Annotated in this window: 17 protein-coding genes; 5 read left to right on the top strand and 12 right to left on the bottom strand. The window is 55.5% G+C overall.

The genetic code is table 11. The features are described from left to right. On the top strand, window positions 1–652 hold a 652-nt coding region (locus D9K61_RS01565), incomplete at its 5' end, for an IS5 family transposase (RefSeq protein WP_120631518.1). Window positions 653–1,330: 678 nt separating this feature from the next. Here the strand turns inward: D9K61_RS01565 and D9K61_RS01555 are convergent. The 5 genes from D9K61_RS01555 to D9K61_RS01535 form a co-directional block, all read right to left on the bottom strand. Beyond that, window positions 1,331–2,356: an IS110 family transposase gene (locus D9K61_RS01555; RefSeq protein WP_120631514.1), complete on the bottom strand. Its 1,026-nt coding sequence runs from the start codon at window positions 2,354–2,356 to the stop codon at window positions 1,331–1,333. 78 nt (window positions 2,357–2,434) lie between these two features. Further along, window positions 2,435–3,949 (bottom strand): tripartite tricarboxylate transporter permease, encoded by a 1,515-nt coding sequence (locus D9K61_RS01550; protein ID WP_120631513.1) that lies wholly within the window; start codon window positions 3,947–3,949, stop codon window positions 2,435–2,437. An 11-nt stretch (window positions 3,950–3,960) separates the two neighbouring features. Next, window positions 3,961–4,380, bottom strand: coding sequence for a tripartite tricarboxylate transporter TctB family protein (locus tag D9K61_RS01545; RefSeq protein ID WP_120631512.1), 420 nt, complete (start codon window positions 4,378–4,380; stop codon window positions 3,961–3,963). Between the two features lie 61 nt (window positions 4,381–4,441). After that, window positions 4,442–5,395 (bottom strand): tripartite tricarboxylate transporter substrate binding protein, encoded by a 954-nt coding sequence (locus D9K61_RS01540; RefSeq protein WP_120631511.1) that lies wholly within the window; start codon window positions 5,393–5,395, stop codon window positions 4,442–4,444. 22 nt (window positions 5,396–5,417) lie between these two features. Continuing rightward, the gene (locus D9K61_RS01535; RefSeq protein ID WP_120631510.1) at window positions 5,418–6,245 is read right to left on the bottom strand and encodes a universal stress protein; all 828 of its coding nucleotides are present in this window, start codon (window positions 6,243–6,245) and stop codon (window positions 5,418–5,420) included. A 515-nt stretch (window positions 6,246–6,760) separates the two neighbouring features. Here D9K61_RS01535 and D9K61_RS27200 point away from each other — a divergent pair. Both D9K61_RS27200 and D9K61_RS27195 read left to right on the top strand, forming a co-directional pair. After that, the gene (locus D9K61_RS27200) at window positions 6,761–7,123 is read left to right on the top strand and encodes a hypothetical protein (protein WP_216825731.1); all 363 of its coding nucleotides are present in this window, start codon (window positions 6,761–6,763) and stop codon (window positions 7,121–7,123) included. Next, window positions 7,110–7,715: an IS630 family transposase gene (locus D9K61_RS27195; protein WP_216825730.1), complete on the top strand. Its 606-nt coding sequence runs from the start codon at window positions 7,110–7,112 to the stop codon at window positions 7,713–7,715. The genes D9K61_RS27200 and D9K61_RS27195 overlap by 14 nt, the downstream gene beginning before the upstream one ends. A gap of 12 nt (window positions 7,716–7,727) precedes the next feature. On the opposite strand, the gene D9K61_RS01525 is transcribed toward D9K61_RS27195, so the two are convergent. The 7 genes from D9K61_RS01525 to D9K61_RS01495 are packed head-to-tail and all read right to left on the bottom strand — an operon-like array spanning window position 7,728 to window position 14,278. Beyond that, entirely contained in the window at window positions 7,728–8,513 is a 786-nt protein-coding gene (locus D9K61_RS01525) for an SDR family NAD(P)-dependent oxidoreductase (protein ID WP_120631509.1), read from the bottom strand. After that, a complete protein-coding gene (locus D9K61_RS01520) occupies window positions 8,510–9,610 on the bottom strand; it encodes an FAD-binding oxidoreductase (protein ID WP_120631508.1) in 1,101 nt (366 codons plus the stop codon). The genes D9K61_RS01525 and D9K61_RS01520 overlap by 4 nt, the downstream gene beginning before the upstream one ends. Continuing rightward, window positions 9,607–11,028 (bottom strand): NAD(P)/FAD-dependent oxidoreductase, encoded by a 1,422-nt coding sequence (locus D9K61_RS01515; protein ID WP_120631507.1) that lies wholly within the window; start codon window positions 11,026–11,028, stop codon window positions 9,607–9,609. Before D9K61_RS01515 ends, D9K61_RS01520 begins: the two co-directional genes overlap by 4 nt. Continuing rightward, window positions 11,021–11,323 (bottom strand): (2Fe-2S)-binding protein, encoded by a 303-nt coding sequence (locus D9K61_RS01510; RefSeq protein ID WP_120631506.1) that lies wholly within the window; start codon window positions 11,321–11,323, stop codon window positions 11,021–11,023. The genes D9K61_RS01515 and D9K61_RS01510 overlap by 8 nt, the downstream gene beginning before the upstream one ends. Next, a complete protein-coding gene (locus D9K61_RS01505; RefSeq protein WP_120631517.1) occupies window positions 11,320–12,219 on the bottom strand; it encodes a dihydrodipicolinate synthase family protein in 900 nt (299 codons plus the stop codon). The genes D9K61_RS01510 and D9K61_RS01505 overlap by 4 nt, the downstream gene beginning before the upstream one ends. Before the next feature lie 8 nt (window positions 12,220–12,227). Next, window positions 12,228–13,118, bottom strand: a complete 891-nt coding sequence (locus D9K61_RS01500; RefSeq protein WP_120631505.1) for an SMP-30/gluconolactonase/LRE family protein — start codon at window positions 13,116–13,118, stop codon at window positions 12,228–12,230. After that, on the bottom strand, window positions 13,115–14,278 hold the full coding sequence (locus D9K61_RS01495; protein WP_120631504.1) for a CaiB/BaiF CoA-transferase family protein: 1,164 nt from the start codon (window positions 14,276–14,278) through the stop codon (window positions 13,115–13,117). The genes D9K61_RS01500 and D9K61_RS01495 overlap by 4 nt, the downstream gene beginning before the upstream one ends. A gap of 98 nt (window positions 14,279–14,376) precedes the next feature. On the opposite strand from D9K61_RS01495, the gene D9K61_RS01490 reads away from it, so the two are divergent. Next, on the top strand, window positions 14,377–15,717 hold the full coding sequence (locus tag D9K61_RS01490) for an aspartate aminotransferase family protein (RefSeq protein ID WP_120631503.1): 1,341 nt from the start codon (window positions 14,377–14,379) through the stop codon (window positions 15,715–15,717). Next, on the top strand, window positions 15,714–16,598 hold the full coding sequence (locus tag D9K61_RS01485) for a 3-keto-5-aminohexanoate cleavage protein (RefSeq protein WP_120631502.1): 885 nt from the start codon (window positions 15,714–15,716) through the stop codon (window positions 16,596–16,598). Before D9K61_RS01490 ends, D9K61_RS01485 begins: the two co-directional genes overlap by 4 nt. Window position 16,599: the final 1 nt, after the last annotated feature.

Genomic DNA, 16,599 nt, shown 5'->3' with positions numbered 1-16,599 from the left:
CACCTTGTGCCGCCGCCAGAAGACACTGAACGTGAACCTGCCCTATCGCGGTAACACCGGCCCGCTAAACCTCTTGATTGACAGCACGGGTATCAAGGCAGAGGGCGAAGGCGAGTGGAACGCCCGCAAACACGGTGGCACTAATCGCCGGATATGGCGAAAGATACACATAGGGATCGACGAGGAAACGCTGGAAGTGCGGGCGGTCGAGGTCACCACCAGCAATGTTGGCGACGCGCCCATGTTGCCAGAATTGCTTGACCAAATCCCGCCTGATCAGGTTGTCGGATCAGTGACTGCTGATGGGGCCTACGACACCCGGAACTGCCATGACGCGATTGCCGCCCGCGGCGCTCATGCCGTCATCCCTCCACGGAAGAATGCAAAACCGTGGAAACCCACGAGCGCCGGGGCCATCGCCCGGAACGAGGTCGTCAATGCCTCGCGATACCTCGGTCGGGCTATCTGGCGGCGATGGAGCGGCTATCACCGCCGGAGCCGGGTCGAGACAAAGATGCATTGCGTGAAGTTGCTGGGGCAAAGCCTCATGGCGCGGGACTTCGACCGCCAGGTCGCAGAGATCCAAGTCCGCGTTGCCGTGCTCAATCGCTACACCACGCTTGGCATACCCATCACAGAGGCCGTAGGATAAGTCTGTCCGGGGAAAGGGGAAGTCCGACCACACCCCGATTTGTGCAACAAAGCCCGCTGGCGGTCAGCCTTTGCACATCATCCCAGTGATCCAGTATCACCGCCTCATTTACCGGCCTGCCCATCAAAGGTCGCAAATGTTTCCAATCGCCAGGCCTGCCAAAGCACCCGAGGCGTCGATATGGTTTCCTCGCCACGCAAACCCGCGAAAACAATGCGGATCTTCTCCTCGGATTAATGGGTTTGCCGGGTCTTGCGGCGGATGGATTTGACCAGCTTGGTAGCCGCAGCTTTGCTGGTTCCGGATTTCTCGTTCATCTTCACTCCTTAACAGTTACGATGACCCAGAAATCCTCCGTTGTTCAAATCCTCAATTCTGTCCCACAGGTGCTGACGTCAGACAGGCTGAGTGCGAGTTTGCAACATGTGTAGACGCCCAGAACGCAAGAGGTAATTTTGGTCGGCATTTAGCCCCGGCTCGGGTACTGACATGTGTTCGGCCTGTAACGCGGCTCTTTGACATGCCGCTGGCCCGTATGGTGTTAGCAGATCAGGTCCAATTCAGAACCACGTGCTCGAAGCACTCTGTCGCAAGCTGGTTTTCCTGATCCGATCTTTCGATCCGGATGCCATACCGCCTCTGTCCTCTTCCGTTTCCGCCGCCTCACTGCCGCACGCGCTATGCGCTGGCGGCTGGAGCCCGGTAGACTTCTCCTGTGGTCATTATGGCCCAAACAATTCGCGCCATCTTGTTTGCCAGTGCGACGCGAACCAGTAGAGGTGGTTTGCGCTCGATCATACGGGCAAGCCAGGGATCTGCTCCCGTTGTCTTGCGTGCTCTCCATAGAACCACGCTGTTGGCGCCGATGATCAGCAACCGCCTAAGCGAGCGTTCTCCCATCTTTGTCGTCGCCCCGAGACGTTGCTTGCCACCGATCGAATGCTGCCGGGGGACAAGGCCGAGCCAAGCGGCGAAGTCGCGCCCTCGACGGAACGTTTCAGGCGGAGGCGCAAGGGCAACCAGCGCAGTGGCAATGAGAGGCCCGATGCCCGGCACCGTCATCAGCCGGCGTGCCACTTCATTGTCCCGCGCACGGCGGGCAATCTCCGCATCCAGTCCTCGTATCTGGCTGTTCAACCGGGTCAGCATTTCAATCAACCCACTCAGGCAAGCCTGCGCCGCTTCCGGTATCGCGGTCTCACAATCTTCCACCATATCGACCAGCTTGCGGATGTTGCGGGCCCCCTGCGGAGCCACGTGACCCAGCTCTCCAAGGTGGCCTCGCAGGGCATTGATCAGCTGTGTGCGTTGCCGAACCAGAAGTTCCCGAGCCCGAAACACCATTGCTGCGCTCTGGGTCTCCTCGCTTTTCACGGGGACAAAATGCATGGTGGGACGGCTCGCAGCCTCACAGATGGCCTCCGCATCAGCGGCATCGTTTTTCTGCCGCTTCACAAACGGTTTCACATACGCTGGTGGAATAAGTCTGATTTCGTGACCCAGGCGACCAATCTCGCGGCCCCAGTAATGCGCGCTGGAGCAAGCCTCCATCGCAACCACACAACGAGGCAACTGGTCAAAGAACTCGAGAACCTGATTTCGACGTAGCCTCCTACGCAAAATCACGTGGCCCATCTCATCCGAACTATGAATCTGAAACACATTCTTCGCCAGATCCAAGCCAATCATGCTAATCTCTTCCATAGACGCCTCCATTCAGGTTGTTTGCAAACCCACAATGGCACACCGAGGCCAGCGGGGGCGTCTACATCATCAGAGCCCTTAAAGGGCTTCGATCGATCTTTTCGATTTTCCATCTCTAAAACCCAACCAGTACACACAAAACGCGGACATCAGGAACAACAATATCGCGACTGGGTGGTTAGTCAAATTCATCAGGTCGCCCCGCAGGATTGTTGCTGTTTGACCGAGTGACAACTCGAACCGTGGGCCCAGGAAAAAGGCAATGATAAAAATGACAACCGGGTAGTTGAGCGCATTTAGGAACATGCCGAAGACGGCAAATGCCAACATGACATAGACCCCGAATGTGCCACCTGTCGAAAGGTAGACCCCCACAACACAAAGTATCAGAGCAGCGGAAAATACAACTGATTCAGGCGCCGATATCAGCTTGGCCCACAGTCGCAGGCCAAAGAATCCGCAAGTGAAGTTGCACAGATTCGCCATCATCATCGCGCCAAACAGCCCGTAGATAAGCTGGCCCTGTTGCTCAAAGAGCAACGGGCCTGGTTGGATACCTTGGATCAGGAAAGCACTGATCAGGAGTGCGGCCGAAGCGCTGCCCGGCAAACCCAAAGTAAGCAGAGGTATGAAATCCGCACCAGCAACAGAGCTGTTGGCAGATTCAGTGGCCGCAATACCGCGCAGATCGCCTTTGCCAAAGCTCTCCGGATCTTTTGCCGATTGTTTTGTGGACGCATAGCTCATGAACGCCGCCGCTGTTGAGCCCATGCCCGGAACGGCACCGATGCCAGTCCCGATCAACGCGCCCCGCAAGAGCACGTACTTGCAAGCCCAGTATTCAGTAAAGGTGACGTTTTTCTGGTCAGATGTTTGATCTCGGGGGATGTTCACAGCGGGCCGGACTTCTCCGCGCATCTTGGCGAGCCTCAGGAAAATTTCGGAAACAGCCAATGATCCAATGGCGACTGAAGCAATCGGGAACCCGTCATAAAGGTCAAAGAAACCAAAGATCAGGCGCGGCGTAGAATGTTCTGGGTCAAGTCCGACGGTCGCCAACAAAAGACCGAGAACTGTCGCAATAATCCCGCGTGTCACTGAGCTGCCAATCAGGCCAGAAATCAGGGAGAAGGCAAAAACCATCAATGCGAAAATTTCAACGGGGCCCATCTTTAGCGCGATTATTGCGAGGGGTGCGGCAATGGTAATGAGGACCAGATCACTAAACGTGTCGCCGGTGACGGACGAATAAAGCGCCATCTTCATAGCTTTGAGTGGTTTGCCTTTTTGCGTCAACGGATACCCATCAATCGCAGTTGCTGCCGCATCTGGTGTACCGGGGGTGTTGATTAGGATCGCGGGTATCGCGCCGCCAATTAACCCTCCCTTGTTGACGCCAACAAGAAAACCAATGGCAGGCAATGGGTTTAGGACAAATGTGAAGGGGATTGCGATTGCCATTGTCATGACAGGGCCGACGCCTGGCATCGCACCAACAAACTGTCCGACAATGACGCCTGCCAGAACAAACAGAAGATTTGTCAGGGTAAAAGCGTCGCCAAGACCGGCAAGAATAGTGGAAAAATCTACCATCCGTTTGCTCCTTAAGCCAACGTGCGATCAAGCACATGCTCGACGAGCAACCAAACGCTCAGCGGCAGGATGACCCCACCAAAAAAGAGCCAATACCAACGCCGTTCGCCGATGGCCAACATGATCGAGAGCGCAAGAAATGGCGCCACATATTCGAATCCGAAGCGGTCCATTAAATAAACTGCGCCAACCAATAGCGCGACAAATGCAGCGGCTCGGATGAAGACCAACAGGTCAATGCTGGTTGTGCTTTTGTCAGTAAAAAACTGGATAGCGGCAACCACAACAAGTGCCCACATTGCGATCATCGGCACTGTGGATGGGACGATGCGTCCGAACTCCACCTCTTCGATCTGAGAAGGTATAATCCAAAATATGAAAACAAAGCCAAATAGAACGATCAGTCCCGTCGCAATACGATCAATTGACATGTATTTGCCCCTCCCTCGAAGTCACTATCGCCGGACCAAATGTGGCCCGGCGATTGTAGTTTTAGTCTTCTGATGCCGCCAACAAAGCACTGATGTCGCTGAGGCCATTGACCAACTTGGCTTCTGTCCCGTCCGGGCCCAGGTTGTTTGGCGTCGTCTGCATGATATTGCCAATCAGCTCGGTCATGGACGCAGAGTTGATCGCGTCGTCCAGTGCCTTGGCAAGCGCTGCTTTCGCCTCATCGTCAAGACCATCTGGTGCTGCGATGTAAAAGTACGGCTCAACTGAATACGGAAAGCCTTGCTCGATGAACGACGGCGTATCAGGGGAATAGCCCTGCCGTGATTGTGTTGCGACAGCAAGCATCTTCAGATCGCCGGAATCGAGGTATTGGATGTGTGCACCTGCGCCAAAACCTGCCTGAAGCTGACCACCCAAAAGACCCTGGATGATTTCGGCACCACTTTTGTGGCTGACCATTTCAAACCCGGCATCTGCCGATTTGTTCACAGCACGCATAATCATACGCTGTGGTCCTGCATCGAAACCAATAAGGGAGCCGCCATTCGCTTTGGAATGTTCAACGAATTCGGCAACTGTGTTGTAGGGGGCATCTGCAGGTGCGACGAGGGCCAGTGGCGCCAGAACAATCGTCGCCAGATAGTCAAAGCTATCCGCTTTGAACGGAAGTTTCTCACCACGTGTGGCAAGGTTCATCAGCGTTGGGATGGTAACGCCTATACCCAAGGTGGTGCCATCTGCATCTTCCCGCACAAGGGATGAAAACATGGCAACACCGCCGCCGCCAGGCTTGTTCTCAACAATAACGTCCCAACCGGTGCTTTCTTCCATGGACGCAGCAATTGCACGTCCCAATGTGTCCGTGCTGCCGCCCGAGCCGAAGCCGATTTGCAACGTAATTGGTCCATCGGGTTCCCACTCTGCAAACGCAGCTCCGGGAAGCGTGAGCAACGCTGCCGCAAGGGTCGCTTTGAAGGTCTTTGAGATGTTCATGTGTGTTCTCCTGTTGTGGGTATTAGTGGGAAAGAAATAATGGGACGGACGTTGTTTGAATGACCGAGGAAGTGACGCCACCAAACAAATCCTCTGACAGCTTTGAGTGTTGGTAAGCGCCCATGACAAGAAGCCCGGCCCCGACTTCTGCGCAATGGGCCAAGAGTGTGTCAGCAATTGTGCCAAACGCCGGGAGGAATGTGTGCTCAGCTTCTAGACCGTGACGCGCAAAGATGGTCGGCAAGTCAATCTCGCTCGACATCGGGATGCTGCCCGGCTCACCCACCGACACAATAGACACACGGCTTTTGGTTTCCAAAACCTGCATGGCGTCAAAGAATGCGCGTGACGCAGTGCGCCGCCCATCCCATGCCACCACAGCATTTTCGTTGATTTCAGCAGACCCATATTTTTTGGGAGCGATCAGTATTGGCCGACCGCTTTCATATGCGATCCTATCCGGATGCAGTAATAATTCATCAGCAGCGATCAGATTTTCATATTGCCCCAGTATGGTCAGATCAAAGAGGCGAGAATAAAAGGCCACTGCTTTGTCGGGATCAGCTTTCACGTCGATCCAATGCAGCTTCTCCTCCTCAATCTTTCCTTCGGAAAAGGCGTGAAACTTCTCCGCAAGTTCAACTGTACGCCTTTCCGTGATCTCACCAATTGATGAGCGCATAGACGCGCTGAGCCAATTTGGGATGTTCTTAGTCACACTCGAAGCACCGTGCGCAACAATTCCGGTCAAATGGGCATCGTATTTATGCGCCATCTGGAGAGCCAAGTGCAGCGCGGAATCCGAAGCACTGCCGCCGTTGTAAGCAACGAGCAAGTTTTTGATGGCCATCTGAACCCCGTCTCCCAGTTTTCTTAAGTATAGATTGTTTGTTATACAAAACAATTGCTAATATACAAAACATCAACCGAGTGCCAAACCACCACCAATAACACTTAAGCATTTGACAAACCTGAGTGTTTCAGGGTTTTGTGATTATAATGTGATTGCAACAACCGATCTTTTGACGGCCTACTTCACGGCGATTTCAGCAATTTCTCAGTTTGAGTGCAGAGATTCTCTGGCACAGAAGCGACCTATGCAAGCCCATGATCAGGGGATTTGGGCCCACCCGTTTCGCTGCAATGCAATACCCGTTGACAGTTTCAGTGCGCGAGGATCGGATGCGATTGCAAGTCATCATTTGTCTGTTCAATCCACATCCTCAGATGTCCCTATATCTTTTTGACACCCCATATTCTCAGCGTGTTTCTGCATTAGAGCGTATTCATTCTGATCGGATTCGGGATTCCCAATCGGTGAGAGGTGTGATTCCCTGCCGTTGAGGCAGATATTGGGGATCAGGAATGGGCAAACCGCATCCTGTTGAGCTACGCGAACGCGCTGTTGCGCTTGTTGAACAAGGCAACACGCACACCGAAACGGCCAAGCGTCTTTGCGTATCCATCAAGTTCGTCAACGACATGGTTCGGCTGAAGCGGGAAACGGGGGCGCTGGCACCCAAGCCGCAGGGGCGTCGCGGTCATGGCAAGCTTGCGGGTGTCCACGATTGGGTTCGCACGCGGCTTGAAGAACACCCCGGGACAACGCTTGATGAGTTGTTGGCAGCCCTGCGGCGGGAACGCGGGATTGACGTGCAACGCTCAGCCGTTTGGGGCCTGCTGCAACGGCTTGGCCTTTCTCACAAAAAAAGATTTGCACGCCAGTGAACAGAAGCGGCCCGATATCGCACGGGATCGTGCAATCTGGATCAATCGCCGCCAACCCTTCATGCGCGACCATCTCGACCGCCTTGTATTTATTGATGAAACCTCGCTCAAAACCAACATGACAAAGGCGACAGGCTGGGCACCCGTTGGGGACCGCTTGGTTGAACACGCCCCGGCTGGGCGCTGGAACACACAGACCTTCATCGCAGGGTTGCGCCTCGACAGGATCGACGCGACCGGGATCATCAATGGGGCAATGGACAAGGACATGTTCGATCTCTACGTCGAAGGCATCCTCGCCCCGACTTTGCGCCCCGGTGATGTTGTCATCCTCGATAACCTGCCCGGGCATCGCAGCACAGCGGCCGCCGACATTCTCCGCGAGATCGGAGCGTGGTTCCTGTTCCTGCCAAAATACAGCCCAGATCTAAACCCCATCGAAATGGTATTCTCGAAGCTGAAAGCTCTGATCCGCAAGGTCGCCGCCCGAACCTACGAAGATCTCTGGCGCGCAGTCGGGAATGTCTGCGGCCTCTTCACTCCTGAGGAATGCTACAACTTCTTCAAAGCCGCAGGGTATGAAACCAATTGAAGTGAACACGCTCTAGAAGCGCCCGCAATCCACCTTCATTTTGTCCCCGGTAATTGCGGATGAGAGGTCTGAGGCATAATAGAGCGCGGCTCGACCGACCTCTTCAGGCGCGACCCAACGTTTCAGCGCGGCCACATCTGTATAGTTTTCACGTTCGATCTCGTGGACGGGGCGACCCTCAGCCTCTGACCGGCGTTTCATGATCCGGTCCATATTCTCGCCAGATACCGCACCGGGCATCAACGCGTTCACGCGCACGTTCAAGGGCCCCAATTCGCGGGCCATCGTTTCAGTGATCCCGATCAACGCAAATTTAGATGCGGTATAGGCCGAGCGCATCGGATAACCTTGAATACCCATCAGCGATGACATGTTGATGATGGAACCGGATTTCTGCGCGCCCATGATCTTGGCTGCCTCTTGGAGACAATACATTGCACCTACGAGGTTGACGTTCATGCACCCGACCCAGGCATCCATGTCGACTTCGGCTACAGGCGCGATTGGTCCGGGGCCGCCTGCATTATTGAGCAGAACATCTACTTTTCCCGTTATCTTATGCGCCTGCGCGAACATCGCTCTAACGTCATCGTGGTCTGAAACATCACAGGCGATTGCATGGCCGCCAACTTCATTTGCAACCTTCTCCAACGGTTCCAGCCGACGCCCCGTGACAACAACTGTGGCCCCCGCATCTGCAAAGACCTGCGCCGTTGCTTCGCCAATCCCGCTGCCGCCCCCTGTAATGATGGCAAGCTTACCGTCCAACCGGCAAGTGTCTGTTGAAATCAGGCTCATATCGTATCCTCATTAAAATCGCGCCCAGGGTCGAACAGGGGCAGTTCAGGCTCTCGCTCAAGAATGTAGTCGCCCATCAGTTTCCCGATGTAGGGACCAATAGTGTACCCGCCGCGCACGCAGCCCAGAACATATGCGTTCTCAACACCCGGTAAGGCACCAGCAAGCGGGTAAAAATCCGGCACGTTGGCCTCAAAACCCGTCCAGCTGCGCAGCACGCGGGCCTGCGACAGCTGCGGCAGGGCAAATTGGGCAAGCGCTAGATTGGGAACTACGGAATTGGCCATCACCTCACCGCGTCCGTCTTGCGGTGTGCCGCGCCCTTGCCAGCCCCCTCCAACCAACACGGTGCCGTTGGCTTTTTGCTTCATCGTCAACAGCCCCGTCGCGTGCCCGATGACATGTGATGTCAGCGGCGGCATCCGTTCTGTCACCGAGACGGTATTGATGCGCGCCTGTACCGGCAGGTCCACTCCCAACATCGCCGCGACAGGTTTCAACCAAGCCCCGGCAGCCAAAAGAACCCGTTTCGCACGGACACTGCCCTGCGGGGTCACAAGGGCAAAACCTGATTGGTCCTGAGAGATGTCGACGACAGGGGAGTGTTCAAGATAGGGGATCGCGTTGTCCCGCAGACGCGCCCGATAATACTGACCCGTCAGCGATGAATTGGCGTAGCCATCTTCGGGGCAAAAGCTGGCCGCCAGAACCTTGTGGCTCAGGTTCGGTTCTGCCGCACGCAAGGCGTTGTCGGACACAAAGGTGATCGGCGCGCCCGCTTCGGCCTTCTGCGCCTGCCGCTCGTGCAGCAATTCCACCTCGCGTTCGGTGAAAGCAACGGTATAGCCACCTGTTTTGCGGAACCCAACGGTATCTCCCATGGCCTCCCACTCATGATGACCCCGCAGCGCGTAGGGCATCAACTTCACACGTTTGATCTGCAGCGATAGAGTGCCTGCGTTCACCCCGGACGCACCTTGTCCGAGATCTCCCTGATCCAGCAGAATTGGCCGCATCCCCGACCGGGCCACCTGCAAGGCGGTGCTGCCCCCCATTATTCCTCCGCCAATGACGGCAATATCATAGACATCGCTCATAATGGTGCAGGCTTTGGAATGGGCAGGTCCGCATAGTCGAAATCACCCGCAAGCGCCGCTGTTGGTACAGGGCGCAATGGTGGTCGTGGTGTAGGTGGTGGGACATCCGTTTCTGGGCGACCTTCCGTTTTGGCGATTAGTCGCGCTATGGCGGATTGGCAGAACTTGCCGCCACATGGCCCCATGCCCGCGCGCAAGCCGGACTTGACTGCATTTGAGCTTTGCGCGCCTGCTGCGATCTCTGTGGTGATATCATCACGGGTCAGGCTTTCGCAGCGACACATTATTGTTTGTGGAGTCGTCAGACCGTCACTTCCCGGCTTTGGAATGCTGAGCGCCGTCATCGCCATTCCAAATCGCGCCGCGCGCGCGTACCGCCGTTGCATTCCGACGGGCGCAACAGATGGGCCCTTGCCCACGAATGCACACGCACTCAGCCCGGCCAGCTTTCCATGAATTTCAGCCGCCGCCGCCCCACGTATGCCAGCGCTATCACCACACACAAAAAGACCTGCAATTGACGTTTTGCCGTCGCTATCTGCACGTGGCACCCATCCCCCAAGGTCTGGCCTGTGCTCAAGCGGGACACCGGCAAGCTGCGCGGCCTCAATTGCCGGGATCAGCCCATTTCCCAGACAAACGCTGTCTGCATGGATCGTGCTGACCCGACCTATGGGTGCGCCGTAAGGTCCCAACTTGCACACTTCAACCGAAGTGACTGTATCGCCCCCAGATACTTCGCTTACCGCATAGCCCCAAAAGATCGGCACACGCGCGAGCATTAGATCGGCAATCCAAATCGAACCCCGCCACAACAGGTCCGGTCTTGCGGCCATGAACGGCATAGCGCGCAGCCACTCTGTTCGGTGGTTGGGCGTGACAATTGCCGCGACAGTGCCGCCGTGGCGGCGAACCTCGCTGGCCACAAAAAACACCAGCGGGCCGGTTCCAGACACAACAGTCCTTTGACCGGGAAGGGTCATGTCTTGTTTGATCAGCGCGGTCGCACCAGCCAGCCCGACAACACCCGGGGTGGTCCAGCCAGGAACAGGCTGCACAAATTCGCGCGCACCGCTCGCCAAAACCAATGCCCTCGACATGATTTTCCGGGAGCGCCCGGCGGCCAAGACGTAAATTGCCCAGTCATCGGCTTCGCGTTCGATCTGCCAGACCTGTGTATCACTCATATGCACGGCATGACTGATGGACAAAGCGTCGCGCAAAGCATTGCCTGCCACTGTCTCGGGCGTGTCCGGCGCTTTGGCGATGGCAGCGCTTTTTACGCGCCAAACCTGCCCCCCAGCCTTTGATTGTTCATCAATCACAACCACACGGCAACCTTGCTCAGACGCAGTGAGGGCCGCATTGGCGCCTGCTGGTCCAGCACCAATAATTGCGATGTCGTAAATCTCAGCCATCGGCCGGACGCCCAAGCGATTGCACAGTCAAACCGCCTGATACTATTTGCCGACAGCTTTCAATGCGCGCCCCATCGATCTGTACCAGACATTCCTGACACAGCCCGATGCAGCAAAAAGCACCGCGCGGTGCCCCATCTGTCGGCGCATCCCGCAAATGCCTGATCCCCGCCCGCATCAGCGCCGCCAGAACAGTCTCACCTGCATGACCTGTTACCACCCGCCCATCGAATTCAAACTCAACACAAGCAGTACGATTGATGAGGGTTGCGTGATCAGGCACCAATCGGATCATACGTAGCTGATCCCCAAATCGTCAAAGCAGCGTTTGATCTTATCAATATCCGCCTGTGTCGCTGGCAGAACCGGATCACGCGGCACACCCGCGGGCTGCCCAATCAAATTCAGCGCCGCCTTAAAAGACGCAGGCCACGTAGCTGTGCCCATGAGCAGTTCATACAGAAGAGTCAGTTGTTTATGAGCTTTGCGATAAGCCGCGTCAGGCGCTCCAGCGCCGGCCACGGCCATGTCGGACGGCAACATGTCGGTGAACTCTGGCCCTGTCGCAATGAAGCCCTTCGCACCTAAAGCGAAGGCGGGCATGATATAGTGGCATGGGCCGGTCATGACTGACATCTTGTCGCCGAGGCGGTCAAGCAGATGCGTATGATAGAAAAAGTCGCGCTGGCTTTCTTTGATGCCAATAACATTGTGGTTGTTGAGCAATGTTTCGGTCTGGTCGATCGTCAGCGAAAACCCCATGCGGCGGGGCGAATTGTAAAGAACCAGGGGCGTGCTTGTTGCGGCGGACACTTTGTCAAAGCGCTGCATCAGTTCTGCCTCAGACGCTTTCAGCACATAGGTCTGCGGCATCGACAATAAAACATCTGCACCGTTTTCTTCAGCGGCCTGAACATAAGCGAGCGAGGCATCAATTGTAGGCGCGGAAATGCCCATCATGATCGGCACGCGACCCCTTGATGTGTCCTTTGCAAGACGCACAAGACGCCCGCGTTCTGCTGCGGACAAGGCCCAGCTTTCGCCGTTGTCACCTGCGATACAAACACAAGTGGCCCCCTTGCTCAGCAGGAACTCAAACAGCGCGACAAACGCGTCCTCCATGATCTCGCCGTTCTCGTTGAAAGGCGTGGCAATTGCAGGCACGTAGCCGTGCAAGTCATCTTTGTTCATGATGGTCCTCATGGGGTGGGAATATTGCAAATGAACACCGCACCCATTTGGGCATCGGTGATGTAAAGTTGGGCGGGATTATCCGGATGAAACGCAACGGAGGTTGTCCAAAGCCCTTCGGGCAGACGAACCTCGGCCAAAGGATCGCCAAGCCCGTCATACACATATGCCCGACCGGCCTGTGCTTGCGCCACGGCAATCCAGCCGAGGCTGTTGGTTGCCAATCCGTCCGGCCCCAATCCGCCGCTCAGTTGTATGAACGTGCCAACCATAGGCGGCCCGCTTTCCGGCAGCTTTGATGAGAAACGCCAAACCTGATTAGACCGCGTCGCTGCGACATAGACCCATGCACCGTCCGGTGACAGACAGATTCCGTTGGAATAGGGTACGCAATCCAGCACCAGTCGCAATTCACCCATCTTAGACAGGCAATAAACACGGCCTGTCTGATCACTAAGCGAGCTGCGTCCGCTATCTGTGAACCAAAGCGTTCCGTGCGGCCCATAGGCCATGTCCGACAGCCCCAAAAACGGCTGATCGGCAAGGCCGGTGCTGAGCGTGGTAAAAGTATCAAAGCCTGTCAGCTCCAACAACCCGCGCCCATAATCCACCGCGATGTGCCGCCCATCCGGTGCAATCCGCATCGAGTGGGGTTCGCCATTGAATTTATGCACGACCTTCCAATCGCCTGCAGGCGATATACAGAAGACACGCCCATACGGCACGTCAGATAACCAAAGGTTGCGGGCATCATCAAAAAAAGCCCCTTCCAGAAAGGAATGCATATCCTGGCCTGGTCTTGTCATCTTGGCCCAGGCTGACGGCTCGTCCGTATGGCATAATGCATTCGGCAACCGGGTAAAGGGCTGCGCGGCGAGCAGTGGTGGCGATGTCCTCATTTTATGACACCCTTTTGCAGCAGGGTTTCGATTTGACCTTCGTTCAACCCGACTTCGCGCAGGATATCCACACTATGTTGCCCATGTTTGGGTGGTGACGACGACAGTATCGGCCCCCCTTCGCTCATCCGAAAAGCCGTCAGAGGCAGCGTTGCTTTTGCATCACTCGGATTTGGCTGAAAATACGCGCGGGCTTTCAGTTGAGCCGATTGAACAGCTTCGGCCAAGGTCTTAACCGGTTCTGCGGGTAAATCTGCTGCGCGCAAATGCTGAACCCAAAAGGCGCTGGTTTGCATTTGAAACACTTGTTGCAACTGCATCTTGGTCTCTTGTGTGATCGCCCAGACATCCGGCCAGTCGTAAATATTTTCCAAGGCAAGCACAGCATGACCCAGCTCGGTCAAAACAACAGAGAGCTTGCGGTATTGTTGCGGGCGAAAAGTACCCAAGGTCAAAACACCATCTGAGGTCTGGTAGGACGCGATGCCCACTTCTTGAGATCGCTGCGTGGCATTTGGGTATTGCACAGTGGCAACCTCAGGTGCCATCATTTGCATCGCCACCTCCAGCATGGACACACTGATATGGCACCCTCGGCCCGTTTGCACGCGCTGTAACAGCGCGGATATGACTGCAAACGCTGCGGAATAACCGGCGCTGTAGTCAATAAAGGAGACACCCGGCTTTTTACCCCCACACTGGGCTATGGTGCCGCTGACTGCCTGAATGACGTTGTCATATGCGCCTGTTTCGGCATCGGGCCCGGTGTCTCCGTATCCAGACAAGGAACACTGCACGAGCGCCGGATTGATCTCGGACAAAGTGTCATAGTCGAGCCCCAACCTTCCCAAGGCTCCTGTCGAATAATTCTCAACCAACACATCAGCATTGCGCACCAGTTTCAGAATAACATCCCGCCCTTCCGGGGCAGACAGATCAACCGCCAATGCGCGTTTATTGCCGCCTTGGACTTGGTAGTTCAGCCCAAGGCCCGCCGCGTTGGCTGCATCGTCGGGGCCACGTCCGCGCGCACTATCTGGTTCGGTTGGCGACTCAATCTTGAGGACATCTGCACCAAGCAGAGCGAGCTGATAGGTGCAGAACGGGCCTGCCAAAACATGAGTCACATCAAGGACTTTGATATTTTTAAGCGCGCTCAATGATTTCCCCTTTGAGGCGATGTTGCACGAATTGTCATTGCAACCAAGGTATCTGTCTAATATATAAAACACCGTTCTATATGCAATACGGAAATTACATGACCTACGTTCTTCATCGCGTCCTCAATTCCGATCTTCCCTCGGTCATCGGTGGAGACGGTAACTATCTGATAGATGCAGAAGGCCACAGATATCTCGACGCATGCGGTGGGGCGGCGGTGTCCTGCTTGGGCCATAGTAATGTCGCTGTCCGCGAAGCCGTGAAAGAGCAGGTAGATAAAGTTGCCTTTGCTCATACCGGCTTTTTCACCAACAAACCTGCTGAAGAACTGGCTGAATTTCTGGTCAAACGCGCGCCCAAAGGTACTGGGGATGGCCGCGTTATGTTCCTTGGCAGCGGTTCCGAGGCAATGGAAGCCGCGCTGAAACTCGCCCGTCAATTTCATCTTGAACGCGGGGAAACTGCGCGCACCAAAATTATCGCGCGTGCGCCGAGTTACCATGGAAATACCCTTGGGGCATTGGCGACAGGAGGTCACGCAGGCCGCCGCGCACCGTTTCAGCCGATCCTGATAGACGTCGATCATATCGATGCGGCATATGACTATAGGATGCGCGGAGATGGTGAGAGTGAAGAGGATTTCGCCCTCAGAATGGCAAATCAGCTTGAACAGCGCATTCAGGCGCTTGGCCCCGAAACGGTTATGGCATTTGTTGCAGAACCCGTCGTGGGCGCCTCCCTTGGTACACAGCCGGCACCCAAAGGATATTTCAAGCGCATCCGCGAAATATGTGATGCGCACGGCGTTCTTTACATCGCAGACGAAGTGATGTGCGGGATGGGCCGGACCGGTTCGCTTTTTGCACTAGAGCAAGAAGGCATTCACGCTGACATCACAACGATGGCCAAAGGGCTTGGGGCTGGATACCAACCAATTGCAGCAGTGTTGGCAAGCGAAGCTGTCGTATCAGCTATTGAATCTGGCAGTGGTCAATTGTGGAACGGGCACACTTATATGTCTCACGCCATCGCCGCGGCAGGGGCTTTAGCTGTGCAAAAAGTCATCGAAAGTGAAAACCTGATTGCGAATGTCCGTGACCGAGGCGTTCAATTGGAAGACACTCTCAAGGTGCGCCTTGGCCAGCATCCGAATGTGGGAAACATCCGTGGGCGCGGCCTGTTCTGGTCTGTTGAACTGGTCCGCGACAAAGCGACAAAAGCCCCTTTTTCCGCCTCCGGCAAACGTGCGCCCAAGGTCCAAAAGGCGGCCCTTGGTCTTGGCCTGATGTGTTATCCGTCACAGGGATGCGCCAACGGCACGGATGGAGATCATGTGCTGTTAGCTCCCTCATACACATCGACAGCCGACGAGATTGACCAAATTGTTGATATCGTTGCACGCGCAATCGATTCCGGCCTGGAGTGGTTTGCCACATGACAAAGAAGACAATCCTGACCTGCGCTGTGACTGGCAATCTCATGACGCCTGAGATCAGCCCACACTTGCCTGTCACGCCAGCCCAAATTGCCGAACACGCGCTTGATGCAGCCAAGGCCGGTGCATCTATCGTGCATTTGCATGTGCGCGACCCTGAAACCGCCAAAGGATCAATGGACATTGATCTGTACCGCGAGCTGGTCGACCGAATCCGTGAACAGAACCAAGACGTTATCTTGAATCTGACCACGGGCGAAGGCGGACGGTTTGTACCGTCAGCAAATGACCCCAAAATTGCAGCATCTGGATCAACGCTGTGCGTACCAGAAAAGCGTGTGGCGCATGTTGAAGAATTGCGGCCCGAAATCTGCACGCTGGATTTCAATACAATGTGGTCAGGTCAGGCAAGCGTCATCAACGCACCGTGGAACCTTGAGGTCATGGCAGAGCGGATTTACACCGCAGGCGTCAAGCCAGAAATCGAGATATTCGACAGTGGTGATTTGCACATGGTCAAGGATTTCATTGCGCGTGGTATCATCAAAACACCCCTGATGGTACAGATGGTTCTGGGTGTCAGGTTTGGTGCCGTCGCAAACCCTGCGACGATAGCCTATCTGGTGAGCCAGCTGCCTCAAGGCACCGAATGGGCAGCATTTGGCATTGGCCGGATGGCGTTTCCGATGCTGGCGCAGGCCTTCCTTCTTGGTGGTCATGTCCGGATCGGGATGGAAGATACCGCCTATATTCGCAAGGGGGAACATTGTAGATCAAACGCGCAGCTGGTCGAAAAAGCTGTGTCGATTATCGACAGCCTTGGGGGCACAATTGCGACCCCAGATGAAGCGCGCAGCATCCTTGGAATTTCAGCGAGCAGTTGAT

This window comes from Ruegeria sp. EL01, from assembly GCF_900313035.1.
Classification (GTDB): Bacteria; Pseudomonadota; Alphaproteobacteria; order Rhodobacterales; family Rhodobacteraceae; genus Ruegeria.
This window is presented reverse-complemented; position numbering and strand designations above follow the sequence as displayed.

Coding starts and splice junctions, on each gene's coding strand:
- D9K61_RS01500 (WP_120631505.1), bottom strand. CDS start 13,118: ATGAGGACATCGCCACCACTGCTCGCCGCGCAGCCCTTTACCCGGTTG.
- D9K61_RS01520 (WP_120631508.1), bottom strand. CDS start 9,610: ATGAGCGATGTCTATGATATTGCCGTCATTGGCGGAGGAATAATGGGG.
- D9K61_RS01550 (WP_120631513.1), bottom strand. CDS start 3,949: ATGGTAGATTTTTCCACTATTCTTGCCGGTCTTGGCGACGCTTTTACC.
- D9K61_RS01545 (WP_120631512.1), bottom strand. CDS start 4,380: ATGTCAATTGATCGTATTGCGACGGGACTGATCGTTCTATTTGGCTTT.
- D9K61_RS01555 (WP_120631514.1), bottom strand. CDS start 2,356: ATGGAAGAGATTAGCATGATTGGCTTGGATCTGGCGAAGAATGTGTTT.
- D9K61_RS01525 (WP_120631509.1), bottom strand. CDS start 8,513: ATGAGCCTGATTTCAACAGACACTTGCCGGTTGGACGGTAAGCTTGCC.
- D9K61_RS01535 (WP_120631510.1), bottom strand. CDS start 6,245: ATGGCCATCAAAAACTTGCTCGTTGCTTACAACGGCGGCAGTGCTTCG.
- D9K61_RS01505 (WP_120631517.1), bottom strand. CDS start 12,219: ATGAACAAAGATGACTTGCACGGCTACGTGCCTGCAATTGCCACGCCT.
- D9K61_RS27200 (WP_216825731.1), top strand. CDS start 6,761: ATGGGCAAACCGCATCCTGTTGAGCTACGCGAACGCGCTGTTGCGCTT.
- D9K61_RS01485 (WP_120631502.1), top strand. CDS start 15,714: ATGACAAAGAAGACAATCCTGACCTGCGCTGTGACTGGCAATCTCATG.
- D9K61_RS01490 (WP_120631503.1), top strand. CDS start 14,377: ATGACCTACGTTCTTCATCGCGTCCTCAATTCCGATCTTCCCTCGGTC.
- D9K61_RS01515 (WP_120631507.1), bottom strand. CDS start 11,028: ATGGCTGAGATTTACGACATCGCAATTATTGGTGCTGGACCAGCAGGC.
- D9K61_RS01540 (WP_120631511.1), bottom strand. CDS start 5,395: ATGAACATCTCAAAGACCTTCAAAGCGACCCTTGCGGCAGCGTTGCTC.
- D9K61_RS01510 (WP_120631506.1), bottom strand. CDS start 11,323: ATGATCCGATTGGTGCCTGATCACGCAACCCTCATCAATCGTACTGCT.